Genomic DNA, 16,343 nt, shown 5'->3' with positions numbered 1-16,343 from the left:
AAGGAAGATAGCGACATTGGCGCCAATGCATTTACGGGTAATGGTGGTAATGTTAGCATCACTACTCAGGGTATTTTCGGTATTGAACCGCGTCCTCAAGTTACTAATAAAAGCGATATCACCGCTAGCTCCCAATCTGGAATTCAAGGACAAATTGACATCAATCAACCATCCGTTCAACCAACTCAATCAATTATTGAACTGCCTGGGGAAGTTATTGATGCAACTAGGAAAATTGCTAGTACTTGCCCAAGAGGACTAAATGCGAAACCTTTGGGTGAATTTATTGTGACTGGACACGGCAGTTTACCACCAAGTCCACTGCAACCATTACCGGGTACAGCTGACTCAAGGCAACTTGCAATTTTGGAAAATTCCCAAACTCAAATAACCAAGCAAGACTTTGTACCCCTACTAGCTACTCCCTCATCTCCAATTATTGAAGCGCAGGGTTTTGTGAAAAATGCCAATGGTGAAATTCTTCTTGTTGCTCAAGTCCCTCTAGCTACTCCATCGGCAGCTAGTACCACTGTTGCGTGTGTTCAGCACGTTCAGAACTAAGTATAACTACAGATTCTCCAGCATTTAGCAAGACATACACACTCAACAGCATTAGTGATAGAGGTCTTAGTAGCAAACGACCAGAAAACCGGGTTAAGCCTGAAAATCTGATGATATAAGGATTCTACACAAGCTTCGGTTAGTTGTCCAGATTCGTTTTGTGGAGTTTTTCAGCAAACCCTATGTATTGAAACTTCTAGACTCGGAGAATAACGCACCTGCTATTCTCCCATTAATTTAATCAAAAAACCATTTGACGTTTGTTGAGTGGATACAGACTCAGGTACAGTTAAAATTAAACCGTTTGGATGTGTAATGTTTACAACTTTGTTCTTTTGAACAGTTGAACACATTGACAAAGATAATGATGTTGCAATAAAAAACTAGACAATTTAAAATTAATCATAAGTCTAAGTTTCGTTAGTCAAGAACCGATGGAAAATCAAGACTATTGAATTCTCTTCGCAAAAATACCAAACTACATAGATAATTTAAGTCACTAGTGGTTCGTGTCATGAATTCTGGGGTTTTCTTTCTTCTTAATTCTTTCTTTGCGCCCTTTGCGTCCTTTGCGGTTCATTTTTTCTACAGACCAAAACTTATGATACGAACTACTAGAAGCGGCTGTAGTGCATTAATATACTATACTTTACAGCCGCACTCAATTATTTCAGGACTCACGATATTGCCACAATTAAAAGATGGTGCGTGACGCTACAAGTCTTATAATTACATTGAAAGCCCGCTCATAGCGTCACGCACCCTACGTTAGAATGGCACTTACTTAACGACTAAATGGTGCGTGAAAGCACTGTATTTTGCGTTACACTGCCTAATTGTAATAGCTTTCACGCACCCTACCCAATTTTCTGTTGGCGCCGATAAAGCTTAAGTAAGTGCTATTCCACCCTACGTTATCTTGCTAATGGTGAATTGTCGTATTGTGCAAGTAAATCAGCAGGATTATCGTAAATAGCGATAGCTTTGCTTAATTGATTATCATCAAAACCACCGCAGCGAAACGCGATCACTTTTACTCCAGCTTTGCCAGCAGATTCAATATCGTAAGGAGTATCGCCAAGCATTATAACGGACGGCGCCTCCAATCCTATTTTCTCTAGTGCTGCTTCAACTATATCTGGTTCAGGTTTTGATGACTCTGCATCCGAAGAAGTTGTTGCATTGTCCTCACTCAACAGGTCATCAACACCTGCTGCTTTTAGTAGTACACTCAGTTCTTCAGTGGTTGCCGAACTGGCTATCATCGTTTTTAAACCCTGATTTTGCACCTTCATAATTAAATCGTGTGTTCCAGGTGCAGGCGCCAGAGTTTTACCAAATTTATTAATTATCAACTCCTTACGACGGTCGGCAATTTTTTTACCTTCACCTTCTTCACCCGATAAACCTGGGGCAAACTTTGGTACTATCTGGTCACCACCCATCCCTATCAAAGGACGAACCTGGTCAAACTCTACCGTATAGCCAAAGTCGGCAAACGCTTCTACCCAAGCTTGTGCATGAGCATCGTTACTTATAACGAGCGTGCCATCAACATCTAAAAGTACACCCTTAAGTGCCATCGTTTTATTCCATCAGTTAGTGCTTTTAAACTACTCCCTAAGCTGATGAGAAACCTCATCCTATGGTTTGTATGATTTGAGGATGTAATTTGAACCATTGGCAAGATGAAACATGTACTCGAATATTTTGTTACAAAATGGCACAGTTTTACGCTAGGTTATTCAAGTTGGAATTATATATGTAGAGATACAGAATGCAAGTAGCCCAGAAAAGGATGGCTAAGAAAAGTAACAAGCTAGCGCTTACGATGCTGCTTGGAGGACTGGTGTTTAGAAGTTTGATTGCTTTCTGGCTTTATCCGAGCTTTGATGAAGCATATTATTACGTTTATAGCCTGCACTTAGACTGGAGTTACTTTGACCATCCGCTGCTTGTGGCTTTTTCTACTGGTTTGGGACCTTGGTTGACTGGTAATGTATCCCAATTTACTATTCGCTTAGGCGCCTTAATTTTACATACAGGCAGTTTGGTACTATTGTATTTAACAAGTGCCAGATTATTTTCAGTCAAGGCAGCGACTTTAACGTTGGCAATTGCGACAGTAACACCAATATATCAGCTTGCGTTTGGTACATTAGCTTTACCCGATAATCCGCTGATGTTTTTTTGGTCAGCAAGTTTATACTGTGCAGTTTGCGAATTTTTTAAGGAAGATAAAGATTTTCCACCGGGTAAATATATTCCTAGTTACCGTTTGACTATTCTTTCGGTTTTAGTAGGTTTAGCTTGCTTGAGTAAATATCATGGTTTTATTTTAGGATTTGGGCTAGTTGGTTTTTGTTTAACAAGTCAGCAACATCGTAGAGTTTTTAGTTCTGTTTGGACATGGTTAGGTGTTGGATTATTTTTGCTAACTATCTCACCAATTTTGTATTGGAATATACAACATGACTGGGTTTCGTTTCTTTTTCAGTCAGAGCGCGCGGTGCCTAGAGTCGGCTATAATTTTCTAAATGTTTTACTCGTGTGTTTAATAGGGATAGGTTATTTATTTCCGACCATCGGGTTTCCACTATGGCGGATAACTCTAAAAACCACATTAAACCAAGTTACTCAATTTTTTACAAAAAAGTCTGTAGATACAGAATGTAAAGAGTTTCAAGATTTTAAAAATCTAAAAAACATATTTATTTTATGGCTATCTTTACCATTGATTTTAGGATTTAATTTAATTGGTGGGTATAGACAGATACTACCTGCTTGGTCAATGCCAGGATTTTGGGGAGTTACTTTATTACTAGGACAGCAAGCTGTAATTTGGTATAATCGCTCAAAACGTTCGGTGTGGCGATGGCTAATTGGTACAGGAGTTACGGTTTCTACTATTTTACTATTTTTGCTGCTACATATTACAACTGGTACACTGCAAAAACCTAGCAACTCTGCCATATTTGGAGGATTTGTGGCGCCGCAAAATGACCCATCTTCTACAGAATTAATGGACATTCAACAAGTACGAAGTGGTTTTGCAGAGTCTGAAGTATTACGCGAAGCTTTAAAAACATCTAACTTTATATTTACCAACCGCTATTATTATGGTGGACTCATCGCAATGGCACTCCACCCAATATCTAACATACCAATTACCTGTTTCGATATTGGTTATGATATACGTGGGTTTGCATTTTGGTCAAAACCAGATGAATGGCTAGGCAAAGACGCTTTATATATTACAACCGAAGCATTCATCACCAGAAAAGATTTAATGACAAGCTACAAATCTCACTTCAACAGCTTCAACGAAATTGCAAAAGTCCCAATTAAACGCGGTGGTGTAGTAGTTAATAATATTCACGTATATCAAGCAAACAAACTACTAAAACCATATCCGCGCGCGTATGGAATTTGAATTGTATTGTGGAACAGGCATCCCTGCCTGTCCCAGTCCCAACTTAATTAATATAATTAAATCTCTAAAAAACACTACTTAGTTTTTCTAAGAGGTGGTGACATAATCAGTAAACCTCTAACAACTTCTTCTGGGGTCGCTGTGCCATTAGCTACTTTGGGTGTAATTTGCATAAGTTCTAACGCCAAATCTGTAGGAATTCCCCATTCTTCCAGGCGCCTCAGTTCTAAAATATCAATACCTTTTTCTAATCCCTCTAAGTATTCTTCCACAGTAACGCCGTAATCTTTTATCTCCGACATAGATATAACCCTTGTTTTCCTATCCTACCTAATATTTTATCGACTTTTGGGGTAAAACCTTATTTAATTTGTCTAAGAGGGGGCGACATAATCATTAAACTTCTAACAATTTCGTCAGGTGTCGCTGTACGATTTGCTACTTTGGGTATAAGAGTCATAAGTTCCAAAGCTAAATCTGTAGGAACCCCCATTCCTCAAGGCGCCTTAATTCCAAAACATCGACACCTTTTTCTAGTCCCTCTAAATATTCTTCTACAGTAATCCCGTAATCTTCAATTTCAGCCATATATATAACCTTTGTCTCATTCTTCCAAATATTCTATCGATTTTGAGGTAAATTTGAAATGGGATAAAACAAAATGTTACCAATGCCGAGCGTTTCTCGACTCTATTATTTGACAACCAGTGGTTGTCAAAATTTCTGATCGTGCGTAAAGCTACTTACTCCTACAAATGCAAGCTACAAAAGATTATGATTGTGTAAGTGTTTGAAAAAAAGACTTATGCTCAATAGCAATCGTTATAAATGTATTCGTGTTATTGGCAAGATGCGCTCCCCATTCTCCACTTTTACGGTAAATCTCTACTTCTCGGAATGTTGCTATACTCCTGTTTACAGTGATGCACGCGGCTAAAGGGTCGTGAAACATCTTTCCCTCTGGTCGAGACTTAAGGTATAACTTCATACCACTATATATAAGATTGAGACCAGCAGAGTTATTCTGGAATGGTTTCATACATTCATGAAACTCTTGATTATAAATTACTCCGTGACAAACATTTTTTGAGACAATATCTCTACTTATAACCTGTTTAGAGGATAATAAAGTTAGCGCAGCTTTTGGGTCGCCATTAAAATTAAATGTTAGACAAGTTTCAATGCCATTAAATTTAGGTAAACGGAATTCAGGTGGTACGACGTTATCCCCTGCAAACCCACCTTGTCCTACCCAACGTTTAATTGTTATTGAAGGATGATTTTTTAGCAATAGTCTTAAATTGTGCAATGGGGCGCCAGTAAGTACTACCGCATCTGGATATAAATCAATAGTAGTGGCTATCAGATTATCGGCAAAATCATCTGGTTCTTTTGGTGGAATAATTCCAAGAAATTCATAATGAAATTCTGACACCGCATCTTTAATAGAATCAGGATTTCGCGCACCGACTGGAATATTATCTTTATTGAGACGATGCAGGATGTGACGGATAACTCCTATTTGGGCTTTAGAACCTGGATTAATTGTAACTGCTCGTAAGGCAACCGAAGGATGAGAACAAAGGAAGCACAAAGCAAACATATCATCCGGGTCTCGCGTTTCCATATCAAAAATTACATCGATAGTCATAACGAACGATTATTCATCGAAGAGTTTGATTAAATTATCATGTAAACTTTCTACATTAACAGAATTGACAACAAGTAGTTGTCAAAATTTATTAAAAAATGCAGGATTTGATAACCAATGGTTAACAAATTTACCGCGCGGGCTGCTATAGTGGTAAAGAATAGGAGAAATTAAATATGTATAGTACTGAAATCCCTGAAGCTCAAGCTGGATTTACAGAACTGTTTCAGCGAGTATTATCGGGAGAAGAGGTTATTATTTCTCAGGAAGGTACTCCTCTTGCCCTTACCGGATGATATTTTAAGTATTTTTCTCTACCCAGCAGATGAAAACGAATGACGGTGTTGCTTAATGCCCATCCATTTATGTGCTGGGTTACTGATAATGTCGAATAAGAATGCTAATATATCGATAGGTAAAAATCGATTTAAGTAAATAATTCTATTTATGCAATATTCAATCGAACAAATTCCCCCTAATTTAGACAAAATTATTCAGGAAGCTGAACAAGGCGAAGCAATCCAAATTACTCAGCAGGGTAAACAGATTGCTGTTATACTTTCTCAAGTAGAATATGAAAAATTGCTTAATAAAAGACCAAACTTTTGGGAATCTGTAGAAAGATTTAGACAGGAGTATGCTTTAGAAGCAGCAGATATAAATCCAGATGAAGTTTTTGCTAATGTAAGAGATCAATCATCTGGGCGTGAGGTAATATTTTAATTTTATGCGCTTTCTTTTAGATACTAATATTCTCTCAGAGCCGTTACGCCCCTGCCCAAATCCAAACGTAGTAAGGATGCTACTGCAATATTCAGGCGAAATTACTACTGCAACTGTAGTGTTTCATGAGCTTCTATTTGGCTGTTATCGTCTACCAGTTGAATCGAAAAAGCGTCCAATTATTGAAGCATACTTACATACACAAGTGAAACATAAAATACCTCTCCTTGCCTATGATACCGCAGCTGCTGAGTGGTTTGCAGCGGAACGAGCAAGACTGACAAAAATTGGTAAAACTCCAGCATATGCTGATGGACAAATTGCTGCAATAGCTCAAGTAAATAACTTAATTTTAGTTACAAATAACGTTGCTGATTATTCTGATTTTCAAAACCTAACAATAGAAAATTGGTTGGTAATGAATTAAGTAGAGCTTTCGGCATAATAAATATTTTATATTTAATGGCAGCCTGGGAAGGCTGCTCCGCAAGATTAAATAATCTAACTTTACAATTTTTGGCGCCGACTGGAAAATTAAACGCTCTCAAATCCTACAACTAGTTGTCGAACATTTTCTCGTAATGCAGCAACAAAATACCCTCCTTCTTGTACAAATAGTGTGGGTAGTTTCAAAGAACGAATAGCTTTGCCTATTGCGTAGTAGGAAGACGAATCAAGTTTAAAACATGATAGTGGGTCATCTTTAAATGTATCAAAACCAGTTGCAACAATCAAAGCTTGGGCACCAAACTCCAATATTTTATTCCCAGCAGTATTTAAAGCTTCTAGGTAAGCTGTTTCCCTAGTTCCTTTATGTAATGGTAAATTGAGGTTGGTTCCCTCTCCTTCGCAATCACCAATTTCTTGTTCAAACCCAGTATAAAATGGGTAAAAGTTGCTTGGGTCGCCATGAATTGATAAGGTCAATACATCCGCACGCTCAGAAAAAATCTGTTGCGTACCGTTACCATGATGCATGTCAATATCTAAAATAGCTACTCGTTGAAACTTCTGACGCAGAACTTGAGCAGCTATGGCCACATTATTCAAAAAGCACATTCCCATTGCCATATCTCGGCAAGCATGATGTCCACTCGGTCTACACAAAGCATACGCAGCCAATTCTCCACTTTGTAATTGTGATGCAGCTTTAAAGGAGGTGCCGACACTTCCAAATGCGTTTCGCCATGTATTTTCTCCGATAGGCGCCGCAGCATCACCGATATACCAGCCCGCTAAAGCAACTGGGTTTTCTTCATTAAATCGCTGTATATATCGATTAGGAAAAATATTAGGAAGTATTTCAGTGCTGGGCGTTCGCTTATTTTCAGAGTCGAAGAGTAATTAAAGCCTTAATGTAAAAGGAAAAAGGCGATTTCTAAGTAAACCGTTAATTATGAGTAAAATTTATAACCATCACACAAGCCCCTGAGAGGCGATTATTTAAGGTATGGGGATGGCGTAAATCATAAAATGGTTAAAAGCTCTGTATTGGGCAAAAATGCCTGAAGAGCTTGAATAGTCTGGATTATAAGCTCTATAAGGCTTAATTAACTCTTACGATCCAAAAATGAGCGAACGCACAGTAATACCTGCTGGGGAAAAGTTTTTTTGGAAGATGCTCCAAGCTTGTTAGGCATGTAGAACAGGAGGAGACGAGCATATAGGGCGAGTAAGGGCAAGATAGGAGAGTTGAGAATCGTTCAATTACTAACAGTAGTCAAACACATGGCAAAACTCCCCTCGCCTCTACCTCTCGGTGGACAGCCTCAATGCTACAAAAGATGAAACCATCAACGTCTGGGAGGATCAACTAAATTTGCCCCATCTGGTTCAAGCCTTCTGATATTGTTTATCATGTCTGGTTTATCAACGTCGTAATATCTCCGTTGGTAATGGAGTAGCTCTTCAAGCCTTGCTGAACTTATCGCTCCGCATTCTCTTGCTCTTCGCAATAGTAGCGGATGGTCAAAATCAACGTTCTCAGTCACTCGTTGTACATCAATAAAACTATAAATTCTCCTGTTGTTACATTGTTGCAAGGCTTTAATAAAATCTGGAGGATACGAAGAACGATATTTAACTGCGAAAGGTTTTTTGTAATTCCCATTCTGTTCCATATCGTGAATAATCTGCCATTGCATTAGTCCAGGCAGATCAATAAATGTCTGGGCATTAACTTTAGAAGCGGTTATTGGTAACAAGGCTGCTAGAAAAATCAAGGCGTGTTTTAACTTACTCATGGTTGGCTCCTTTTAAACTAGTAAAAGACGATTTCGATAAAGACTTTTTTAGCGATTACCGACAAAGATACTTCAAGGTGGTTTCAGCCTACTTTATATCCTTAAGCCAGTAGTATTGGAATACCTCTCTCATTAAACAATGATCTCCTGTTTTTTTGTTACACACATGGCAATACCTTTCTCATAGTAAGCTGCTTCATTGATAAAAACCGGGTAAACTGTTGATTCCCCATCGTAGGTAATTGTTCTACCTGCAAAAGTTAAGAAAATTGGGGCACCTGGATTTAAAGGTTGATAATCTCTAAACTGTAGCTGGGGGTAAATCATTGCTTCAATTTCTCCATGCTCATTTTTCGGGTAATCAATGGCTTCTACATATTCATAGAATGTGAGGGTATTATTTTTTAATTCAATTGAACCTTGGTTAAATGCCTCTATATAATCCAGTATTCGATAAACTATTTCCTGGGTTTTTTGAAATAAATCAGCATTCAACACACCTTGAGGTATTGCTCCAACTTCCAATGCCAAACCCAACTGGCAAAGTGAAATTAGAAAACCATTTTCAGAATAGGATGGCATGTAAAGAACCCTCACTTCTGGATGTATTGAACTTAAATAGGCTGATAAGTGCAGTAGTAATGGGTGAAGCTTGACTAAAATCAGCGTGATTCCCATATTTGCAGTTGTACCGTGTAAATCCACAAACATACGTGTCTGCGACTGATTTTTTAAATCGAGAGTTTTGTAAATTTGTTTGGCCTGTTTATCTTCGTAGCTTGAGAGTGTCGGGTTTTGCATATCCTGATTGGTAAAACATCGGTTTAAATCTTTATCTACATAGCGTCTGCATAGAGCAACAGCTTGAGGATTACCCAATAATGTCGTAGTTTCAAAGCTTTGTCGCTGAATTAGATGCGGCAGTCGCTCAAATAATTTAATTAAATGTACTCCAATGAGTTCATTCCCGTGCATTCCACCAATAATTACAGCTTGGTTGATGTTCTTAATATTTTGTTTCATGCCCAAGTCGTTCACAATACCTACAAAAGCATGGTAAATGTATTTATCAAGTATTGAAAGAGCCAAATCAGAATAAAAAAAAACTGAATCGGCATAATGCCTATACAATAAGGGATTGCAATATGGAAGTACAAGACTTAAACTACTTTATCGCTTTAGCATCATCAGAACTTCACTTTGGTCGAACTGCTGAATTGCTTGATATTGACCAGCCTGTTCTCAGCAATCATATTAAACGCTTGGAAAGGGACTTAAATTTTAGACTGATTGATCGAACAACACGCCCGCTCCAGCTAACACCTGCGGGAATAGTGTTTTTATCGGATGTTCCCGACATTGTTCAGCAACTAGAACGGGCAAAAAGACGTGCCTACAGAGCCAGTCGTGGTGAAATAGGGCAATTAGTGATCGGCAGCAATAGTTCGATTGCCAACAGTCTTCTCCCAAACATATTGAGAGTTTTTCGTGGTCGTCGTCCCGATGTCAAGCAAATAATACGCGAGTTAGCACCTCAAGAGCAAATACACCAGTTACTTAATTACCAAATTGATATCGGGTTTGAATTTTTGCCTCACGACGAGCATCATCCAGATTTAGAATCCATGCCTATTTTGTCAGAACCATTGGTGGTTGCTTTACCTGAGTCTCATCCATTGGTCGCTTATTCTGAAATTCCACTCCTGGCGTTAAAGGATGAACTTTTTATTTTCCCTTCATCAAAAGAAGTTCGTTTCTATCAGCAAATTATTAACTTTTGCGAGCAGGTTTTTGGTCACAAACCGAAAATTGCCCAAGAAGGGACTTGGTTGCTGACTGTATTGAGTTTAGTTTCTGCTGAACTTGGAATATCACTTGTTTTGCAGAATGCCCAAAATATTCAGCGTCAGGGAGTTGTCTACAGACCAATTGCAGGCTTTAACCTAGAAATCCAGCTCGCTACACTTTGGAGAGATAACGATGAATCTATCATATTGCGAGAATTTCGAGAATTAGTTAGAGAGATTGCAGGCAACTAAATTTTGCTACGCGAAAAAGTGTGAACAGGGATACTGTGGCACACAATACAAGCGTATAAGTAGGTAAGTGGAAAAATTCATAACTATGTCCGCAGCCAGTGGAACGAAGCAAAGACAAGCACTTTAATAGTTTTACCTTTCGTTACATAGTTCTGTTTATTTGAGTTTACCTACTTAGTTTGCTGAAAAAGTTTTCACATTCGCAAGAACCGCAATGAAGTCTTTAATTAGACTATAATTTTTTCCTGTTTAGACCATATTTTGTGTGCCCGGTCAAAAAAGCTTGTGACACTTTGAGATGTGTCTGCCCTATTATGCCAATTTAGAATTGTTCAATACCAATTTTTGAATTGACTTGAGCATAAATAATACCTTATTATCATGCTTTCACAAGCATTCCAGGAAGAAACATGCTGCTAAAACCAAATTATCAAACAGCCCAACGACTTTTGCACCAATGTGGATATGAGAATCCAGCACAGGTGATTCATGATGTACAAGAATGGATGACTCAATACCGCGAGATGCCTTTACAAACTATGGGCAGGCTAGTTGAAGAGAATCAACTGGTTTGTTTGGGTGAATATCATAACTATGAAGGTCGCTATATGCACCCAGAGTTTATTGAAGTTGCAGCCGCACATGGAGTAAAAGTTCTTTTCGTTGAAGTATCCGCAGACGAACAGAGAGATATTAATAATTTCTTGCAAACAGGGGATTTGTCGCAATTACCAGCCTCTTGCGGTGGGGATAAAACTTCTAATCTTCTGCCTTCTGATATACCTTACTTGTTGATGTTGGAAAAAGCTCGTCTATGCGGAATGAAGATTGTAGCAGTTGACACCGATGGTGGTGCTAGAAATAAGTATATGGCAGACGCAATTCTCAATTATTTTTGTAAATATCCTGGCGAGCGCGGAATCTTTGTCGTAGGGCAACTTCATCTATTCAGTAGGTTCAAATCCGCTTTTACCTTACTGAAAGAAGTTCTTAGAGGAGGTGTTGTGACTATCGCAAGAGCATGTATAAATATCTACGAATCGGTTGAAGCCATTTTACAAATCTGGGCTTTGGTGGCAGATGTCAATCAGCCCGTAATAGTGCCAACTCTCAATTCTCCCTTTGCTACGCTGCCCAGCACAGCGACAAATAACCCGCTAATAGCGAGCGATTTTGATCTATTGTTTCTCCATCCTTACCCAAATGATGCTTACGCCCAAGAAGCAGTAAGGCAAGAAAAACTGCTAAGGGAGAACCATGTCCACCCCACAGATATACTAAGGGTGGCTGCTGCGATGAATATGTCGCCTGTACGGGTAGTAGAGTTGCTGGCTGTTAACAACTTAGTTACCGAAATGAATAGACTTAATGAACTGGCAAACAACGGAGATGAGAATGCTAGAGTTGAAGCTGAGATATTGGCTGGTAAAATGATGGAAAGAATTTCCAGAATGAACAATTAATCAAACAAGCCTTAAATGAGTTTGCGTTGGCGAATGCTGTTCTGAGGTGCGATGTTTAGATCGGGCTGGTAGGCTTCGCACTTCAAATAGTTTTTTGAATTTAAAGTTAATCAGGAACTAACCTCATGACATACGTATTATATTCAATAGCCATACTCAGTCTAATTGTAATTATTTTTTTATCTTTTAAACCTGTCTTTCTGCCACCACACCAATAGCCAACCTTCGGATTCAAGGTACTGACACCCATGATCAAAACATTTATATTGCGTATTTGGTTGCAATATTTTGTACATTAATATCATTAAAAAAATTGATTAATTACAATAACTAAAAAATAAACTATAAATATTTAAATCACACCGAATATAAAATAATACATAAATACTAAAAAGTAACCAAAAAGCAAAGGGGTGGCGGGAGCCATGCCAAGCGCACGGGCGCCTATAAATAAAAAATTATAAGCCCAAAAATAGCGATTGTTGCCACAGACTTGAAAAAGCGTTGGACAATTAACTCCTATTAAGATAAATTCAAATTATTGTTATGGATGAAAGTAAAAACACCTGCCATTTCCTAAGCAATAATCATCTTTTGATTGGCTCCGTGTTTTTGCTTACATTATTAAATTACAGTTAATCTCAAATATAGAAAATCTCTGTTTACGCCAACTTTTTAATGAAAGCTTGACACCTAGATGACATAAAACTGCAATTATAGTTGATACAAGCACTAAATCAGATAAGGATGATAGGTGAGAATTTTTGTTTTAGTGTTCGTGCATTTTCTCGAATGCTGCTATTGCTGAGGCTTGCGAGCGCTCGCACTGTGTAACGACGAAAGCGCGCGTTCACTTTCGTGTCCGGTTAGGGTTTTAACATTTGAGTGCAGAAGTGAGCATTAATAAATATTTTATATTTAATGGCGGGCAGGGATGCCCGCTCCACAAGATTTAATAATCTAATTTTATAATTTTTGGCGCCTAATCAACTGACTAAACAAACCTGGTTGCTGTGCGAGTTGGTCAAAGTTACCTTGTTGAACTAATTTACCGTTTTGTAAAACATAAATTTTATCAGCGTTGCGTATGGTGCTGAGACGGTGTGCTACTACTATACGGGTAACGTTGAGTTTTTCTAAGCTTTCACTGACTATTGCTTGGGTTCTGTTATCGAGTGCGCTGGTTGCTTCGTCGAATAGTAATATGCGTGGACGTAATGCTAAAGCGCGCGCGATAAGTAGTCTTTGTCGTTGTCCACCTGATAAGTTTGTACCCCCTTCGCTGACTACGGTGTGCATTTTCATTGGCATTGAGTTAATATCATCAGCTAAACCTGCCATATGTGCTGCTTCCCATGCTTCTTCCATTGATAAAACAGCATTACTCGAAATGTTCTCAAATATAGAAGCGGACATTAAGCGACTGTTTTGTAATACTACCCCTAACTGGCGCCGTACTGCATTGATATCTAAACCAGCTAGGTCTTGTCCATCTAAGTACAAGCTTCCTGATTCTGGAGCGTCAAATCCTAATAATAATCTAAATAATGTTGATTTACCGCTGCCACTTGGTCCAACTAGTGCAATAAATTCTCCTGGGGAAGCTTTAATGGAGACATCATCCAATGTTAATGGTCCATCGTTACGGTAGCGAAATACAATATTTTTTATATCTATTTTCCCAGATAACCTTCCTGGGTCTGCTTTCGTGGTGTCAACTTCGGGTGTTGCTTTGAATATTGGTTGCGCGCGTTCCCATAACGGTAGTGTTTCTAATATATCGACAACGGTGGTGCTTAAACTGGTGGCGCCGCTAATAAATGTTCCAAATGCGGCGTTAAATGCTAAAAAAGTACCTGTAGTGAAACCACCATCAGCTTGTGATGTTAGTAAGCTGGTTGCACATCCAAACATGACAGCAGGAGTTAGTGCAGAAAGTATATTATTAACTACTACTAAGTTATCTTCGATACTTTGCGATGCCATTGTTAATTGTAATTGGTGGCGATATTGACTACCCCAGTAAGCAAATGCTCTAGCTTCTGCTCCAGAACAGCGAAATTTTGATACTCCACCAATAATTTGCACCATCATCCCAAATAGTTTACCTTGTTGGTTTAATAGTGGACGGACTTTTTGAATGGTAAGAACACCAGAGATAATTGTAACTACGACGTTGACTAAAGCTACGAGTGTGGCAACAAGTGCTAGTGGGACGCTGTAATAAAACAATAATCCTAAGTTGAGTAGGGAGAATACACTAGAAAAAAAGCTTTTAAGTAAAGTATTGCTAAGTTTTTGACGAATTTGAGTGATTACAGAAACCCGCGCGCTTAAGTCACCTATTGAGAATGCACGGAAGAATGAGGGTTTGAGTTTTAATAATCTATCCCATACTGCTGCTTGGGTGGTAGTATCAGCGTAAGTTTCCAACCGCATTAATGCAAAACCCTGTGTGAGTTGAAATAATGTGGCGCCTATTGTAGTTGCGATTAATCCTAAAGCAAGTTGAAACAATAACGACTTATCACTACGGTCATGTATAGCTTGGTCAATAATAAGTGCTGTTGCTTGTGGTGTCATCATACCGAGTAAAGTAGTTGCTATCCCACCAAACAAAATAGTCAGCATTTCCTTAGAACGTCCATACAGAGCAAATTTCATTAAGGACAGGAAATTTTGCGTTTCTGGTAACGGACGATAGAAAGTATATGCAACAGGTGATAACGTTGCTGCCATTTTTTGATTACATGGCAACCGTTTTTGTAGAACGGGGTCAATTATTTCATAACGACTTTCAGAAACAGGTAATAAAGCAATAGGACGATTATCCTCTAATTTATATGCAACGAGCGGCCCACTGTCTTGCTTCCACCATTCACCTTGCAGTGTAATACGACGAACGCGGATATGGGAAGCGCGCGCAATAGCGTCGAGTGGGTCGCGTACTCGTTGTAAATCTTCAGATGAAGCAGGAGGGTTGATAGTGATACCCAACACTCTCCCTACTACACCAGCAGCAAACAACAAAGATTTAACATATAACTTCTCTGCATCTTCGGTGTTTATTGGTGTAGCAGGTATGACTTTTGCTTTTTCTGGTTCAAATATACCAGCAAATTCAGATAAAGTGCTAGCTATAGCTTGATTATTTAACCTTTGGCGTTCTTTTGCGCGCGCGAGTTCTGCTTGTGTTTCTTGATATTCAACTTGACTTATTGCTTGCAGTACAAAACTTTGTAGTTCATGTAAACCGTTGAGTAAAAATTGTGAATCTAAATATAACCCCCCTTCATTTTCTGTAATACAAGCTGAGTTAATTTCCAGAACTTCAGCGCGCGCTTGTAACCATAAATTTTTCTCTAAAGGAATTCTTGCTGTATCTGGAGTAATATCTAAATTATCTAATCCTAATAAATTAGCTTGTCCTTGTAATACTTTTACCCAAATTACTTTTTCATACGGTGGTTGAAATACTTCACTGTCTCCTAATACGGCACATCCCGGCGCCTGTGATGGTGTTGGTAGCTTAGATGATGTAATCGTCGATACTGATGTTCCAAGAATATTTACCCATCTTTCGATTAATTGAATTGCTGGAATTTGTTTATTTCTATAAAGATTTATATTCGTATTTTGATTAATGTTACGATTAATAATATTAATATCTCGTTTAATTAATACGCAAAAGTCTGGTTGAGAAATTCGTATAATTTCGCTCTCTTCTAAACTGACAGCGAGAATTTGATGCTGTCCATTTAATGAACACGTCGCCGAAAACATCGCCTCACCAGCTTTGACTGTGGCTAAATAACGGCGCCGACCTTTTGGTGTACCATGTTCTACACTTATGGCAAACAATGCTAAGGCGCCGGACTTTACCAACCAAACGGCGCCAGGGTTGTCAAGTAACAACGGCTCATTGCTTTTAAAGGAATAAACTTCACCATAATCATTTATATCTATATTATGTTTATGTTCTGCCAGCATCCTTAATATCTCCTTTTCACTCTGATATGCAAGCGGCACCTGTATATCTACAGAACATCAACAAGCGCTACTGTTTACTAATATTTCTGGCGAGCAATAACATATGCAGCGAGAGGAAAAGCGAAATCCGAAAATGTATTACAGCTATTTTTGGGTAAATAAACCACATTGTTACCTCTCTCCTACAAGGATACCGCTGGCGATTCGGGGGTGGCGCCCATTATTTCGTAAAAACCGACG

The 16,343-nt window shown here is 38.6% G+C and carries 14 protein-coding genes and 1 pseudogene; 8 read left to right on the top strand and 7 right to left on the bottom strand.

Annotated elements, in window-relative coordinates; translation table 11 throughout:
* A pseudogene (locus AC2JBO_RS33525) lies at nucleotides 1-561 on the top strand (filamentous hemagglutinin N-terminal domain-containing protein); the annotation flags it as partial.
* A 914-nt stretch (nucleotides 562-1,475) separates the two neighbouring features.
* Here AC2JBO_RS33525 and AC2JBO_RS33520 read toward each other — a convergent pair.
* A complete protein-coding gene (locus AC2JBO_RS33520) occupies nucleotides 1,476-2,144 on the bottom strand; it encodes an HAD family hydrolase (protein WP_496957960.1) in 669 nt (222 codons plus the stop codon).
* A gap of 215 nt (nucleotides 2,145-2,359) precedes the next feature.
* Between AC2JBO_RS33520 and AC2JBO_RS33515 the strand changes: the two genes are divergently transcribed.
* Nucleotides 2,360-3,994, top strand: a complete 1,635-nt coding sequence (locus tag AC2JBO_RS33515) for an ArnT family glycosyltransferase (RefSeq protein ID WP_496957959.1) — start codon at nucleotides 2,360-2,362, stop codon at nucleotides 3,992-3,994.
* A 74-nt stretch (nucleotides 3,995-4,068) separates the two neighbouring features.
* On the opposite strand, the gene AC2JBO_RS33510 is transcribed toward AC2JBO_RS33515, so the two are convergent.
* Nucleotides 4,069-4,296, bottom strand: a complete 228-nt coding sequence (locus AC2JBO_RS33510; protein ID WP_496957958.1) for a hypothetical protein — start codon at nucleotides 4,294-4,296, stop codon at nucleotides 4,069-4,071.
* A 470-nt stretch (nucleotides 4,297-4,766) separates the two neighbouring features.
* Complete coding sequence (locus AC2JBO_RS33505; protein ID WP_496957957.1) at nucleotides 4,767-5,645, bottom strand: nucleoside hydrolase; 879 nt, start codon at nucleotides 5,643-5,645, stop codon at nucleotides 4,767-4,769.
* 176 nt (nucleotides 5,646-5,821) lie between these two features.
* On the opposite strand from AC2JBO_RS33505, the gene AC2JBO_RS33500 reads away from it, so the two are divergent.
* The 3 genes from AC2JBO_RS33500 to AC2JBO_RS33490 all read left to right on the top strand — a co-directional run bounded on the left by AC2JBO_RS33500 (nucleotide 5,822) and on the right by AC2JBO_RS33490 (nucleotide 6,795).
* Nucleotides 5,822-5,941, top strand: a complete 120-nt coding sequence (locus AC2JBO_RS33500; RefSeq protein WP_496957956.1) for a type II toxin-antitoxin system Phd/YefM family antitoxin — start codon at nucleotides 5,822-5,824, stop codon at nucleotides 5,939-5,941.
* 151 nt (nucleotides 5,942-6,092) lie between these two features.
* The gene (locus AC2JBO_RS33495) at nucleotides 6,093-6,368 is read left to right on the top strand and encodes a type II toxin-antitoxin system prevent-host-death family antitoxin (RefSeq protein ID WP_496957955.1); all 276 of its coding nucleotides are present in this window, start codon (nucleotides 6,093-6,095) and stop codon (nucleotides 6,366-6,368) included.
* A gap of 4 nt (nucleotides 6,369-6,372) precedes the next feature.
* A complete protein-coding gene (locus AC2JBO_RS33490) occupies nucleotides 6,373-6,795 on the top strand; it encodes a type II toxin-antitoxin system VapC family toxin (RefSeq protein WP_496957954.1) in 423 nt (140 codons plus the stop codon).
* Between the two features lie 107 nt (nucleotides 6,796-6,902).
* Here AC2JBO_RS33490 and AC2JBO_RS33485 read toward each other — a convergent pair whose 3' ends face one another.
* Nucleotides 6,903-7,592 carry a histone deacetylase family protein gene (locus AC2JBO_RS33485; RefSeq protein WP_496957962.1) on the bottom strand — a complete coding sequence of 230 codons (690 nt, stop codon included), beginning with the start codon at nucleotides 7,590-7,592 and terminating at the stop codon, nucleotides 6,903-6,905.
* Between AC2JBO_RS33485 and AC2JBO_RS33480 the strand changes: the two genes are divergently transcribed.
* Nucleotides 7,528-7,716, top strand: a complete 189-nt coding sequence (locus tag AC2JBO_RS33480; RefSeq protein ID WP_496957953.1) for a hypothetical protein — start codon at nucleotides 7,528-7,530, stop codon at nucleotides 7,714-7,716. The genes AC2JBO_RS33485 and AC2JBO_RS33480 overlap by 65 nt on opposite strands.
* 445 nt (nucleotides 7,717-8,161) lie before the next feature.
* Here the strand turns inward: AC2JBO_RS33480 and AC2JBO_RS33475 are convergent, their stop codons facing one another.
* Nucleotides 8,162-8,611 (bottom strand): hypothetical protein, encoded by a 450-nt coding sequence (locus AC2JBO_RS33475; RefSeq protein ID WP_496957952.1) that lies wholly within the window; start codon nucleotides 8,609-8,611, stop codon nucleotides 8,162-8,164.
* Nucleotides 8,612-8,743: 132 nt separating this feature from the next.
* Complete coding sequence (locus AC2JBO_RS33470; protein ID WP_496957961.1) at nucleotides 8,744-9,622, bottom strand: aspartoacylase; 879 nt, start codon at nucleotides 9,620-9,622, stop codon at nucleotides 8,744-8,746.
* Between the two features lie 134 nt (nucleotides 9,623-9,756).
* Here AC2JBO_RS33470 and AC2JBO_RS33465 point away from each other — a divergent pair, with 134 nt between their 5' ends.
* Together AC2JBO_RS33465 and AC2JBO_RS33460 are read left to right on the top strand one after the other, a co-directional pair.
* Complete coding sequence (locus AC2JBO_RS33465; protein WP_496957951.1) at nucleotides 9,757-10,650, top strand: LysR family transcriptional regulator; 894 nt, start codon at nucleotides 9,757-9,759, stop codon at nucleotides 10,648-10,650.
* A gap of 410 nt (nucleotides 10,651-11,060) precedes the next feature.
* Nucleotides 11,061-12,113: a TraB/GumN family protein gene (locus AC2JBO_RS33460; protein ID WP_496957950.1), complete on the top strand. Its 1,053-nt coding sequence runs from the start codon at nucleotides 11,061-11,063 to the stop codon at nucleotides 12,111-12,113.
* A gap of 966 nt (nucleotides 12,114-13,079) precedes the next feature.
* On the opposite strand, the gene AC2JBO_RS33455 is transcribed toward AC2JBO_RS33460, so the two are convergent.
* A complete protein-coding gene (locus tag AC2JBO_RS33455) occupies nucleotides 13,080-16,103 on the bottom strand; it encodes an NHLP bacteriocin export ABC transporter permease/ATPase subunit (RefSeq protein WP_496957949.1) in 3,024 nt (1,007 codons plus the stop codon).
* Nucleotides 16,104-16,343: the final 240 nt, after the last annotated feature.

It is taken from the genome of Calothrix sp. CBUCES-K 9914, from assembly GCF_059640475.1.
Note: the sequence above shows the minus strand (reverse complement) of the source record. Positions and strands in the feature narration are given on the sequence as shown.

Coding starts and splice junctions, on each gene's coding strand:
- AC2JBO_RS33500 (WP_496957956.1), top strand. CDS start 5,822: ATGTATAGTACTGAAATCCCTGAAGCTCAAGCTGGATTTACAGAACTG.
- AC2JBO_RS33495 (WP_496957955.1), top strand. CDS start 6,093: ATGCAATATTCAATCGAACAAATTCCCCCTAATTTAGACAAAATTATT.
- AC2JBO_RS33465 (WP_496957951.1), top strand. CDS start 9,757: ATGGAAGTACAAGACTTAAACTACTTTATCGCTTTAGCATCATCAGAA.
- AC2JBO_RS33505 (WP_496957957.1), bottom strand. CDS start 5,645: ATGACTATCGATGTAATTTTTGATATGGAAACGCGAGACCCGGATGAT.
- AC2JBO_RS33460 (WP_496957950.1), top strand. CDS start 11,061: ATGCTGCTAAAACCAAATTATCAAACAGCCCAACGACTTTTGCACCAA.
- AC2JBO_RS33490 (WP_496957954.1), top strand. CDS start 6,373: ATGCGCTTTCTTTTAGATACTAATATTCTCTCAGAGCCGTTACGCCCC.
- AC2JBO_RS33515 (WP_496957959.1), top strand. CDS start 2,360: ATGGCTAAGAAAAGTAACAAGCTAGCGCTTACGATGCTGCTTGGAGGA.
- AC2JBO_RS33475 (WP_496957952.1), bottom strand. CDS start 8,611: ATGAGTAAGTTAAAACACGCCTTGATTTTTCTAGCAGCCTTGTTACCA.
- AC2JBO_RS33510 (WP_496957958.1), bottom strand. CDS start 4,296: ATGTCGGAGATAAAAGATTACGGCGTTACTGTGGAAGAATACTTAGAG.
- AC2JBO_RS33520 (WP_496957960.1), bottom strand. CDS start 2,144: ATGGCACTTAAGGGTGTACTTTTAGATGTTGATGGCACGCTCGTTATA.
- AC2JBO_RS33455 (WP_496957949.1), bottom strand. CDS start 16,103: ATGCTGGCAGAACATAAACATAATATAGATATAAATGATTATGGTGAA.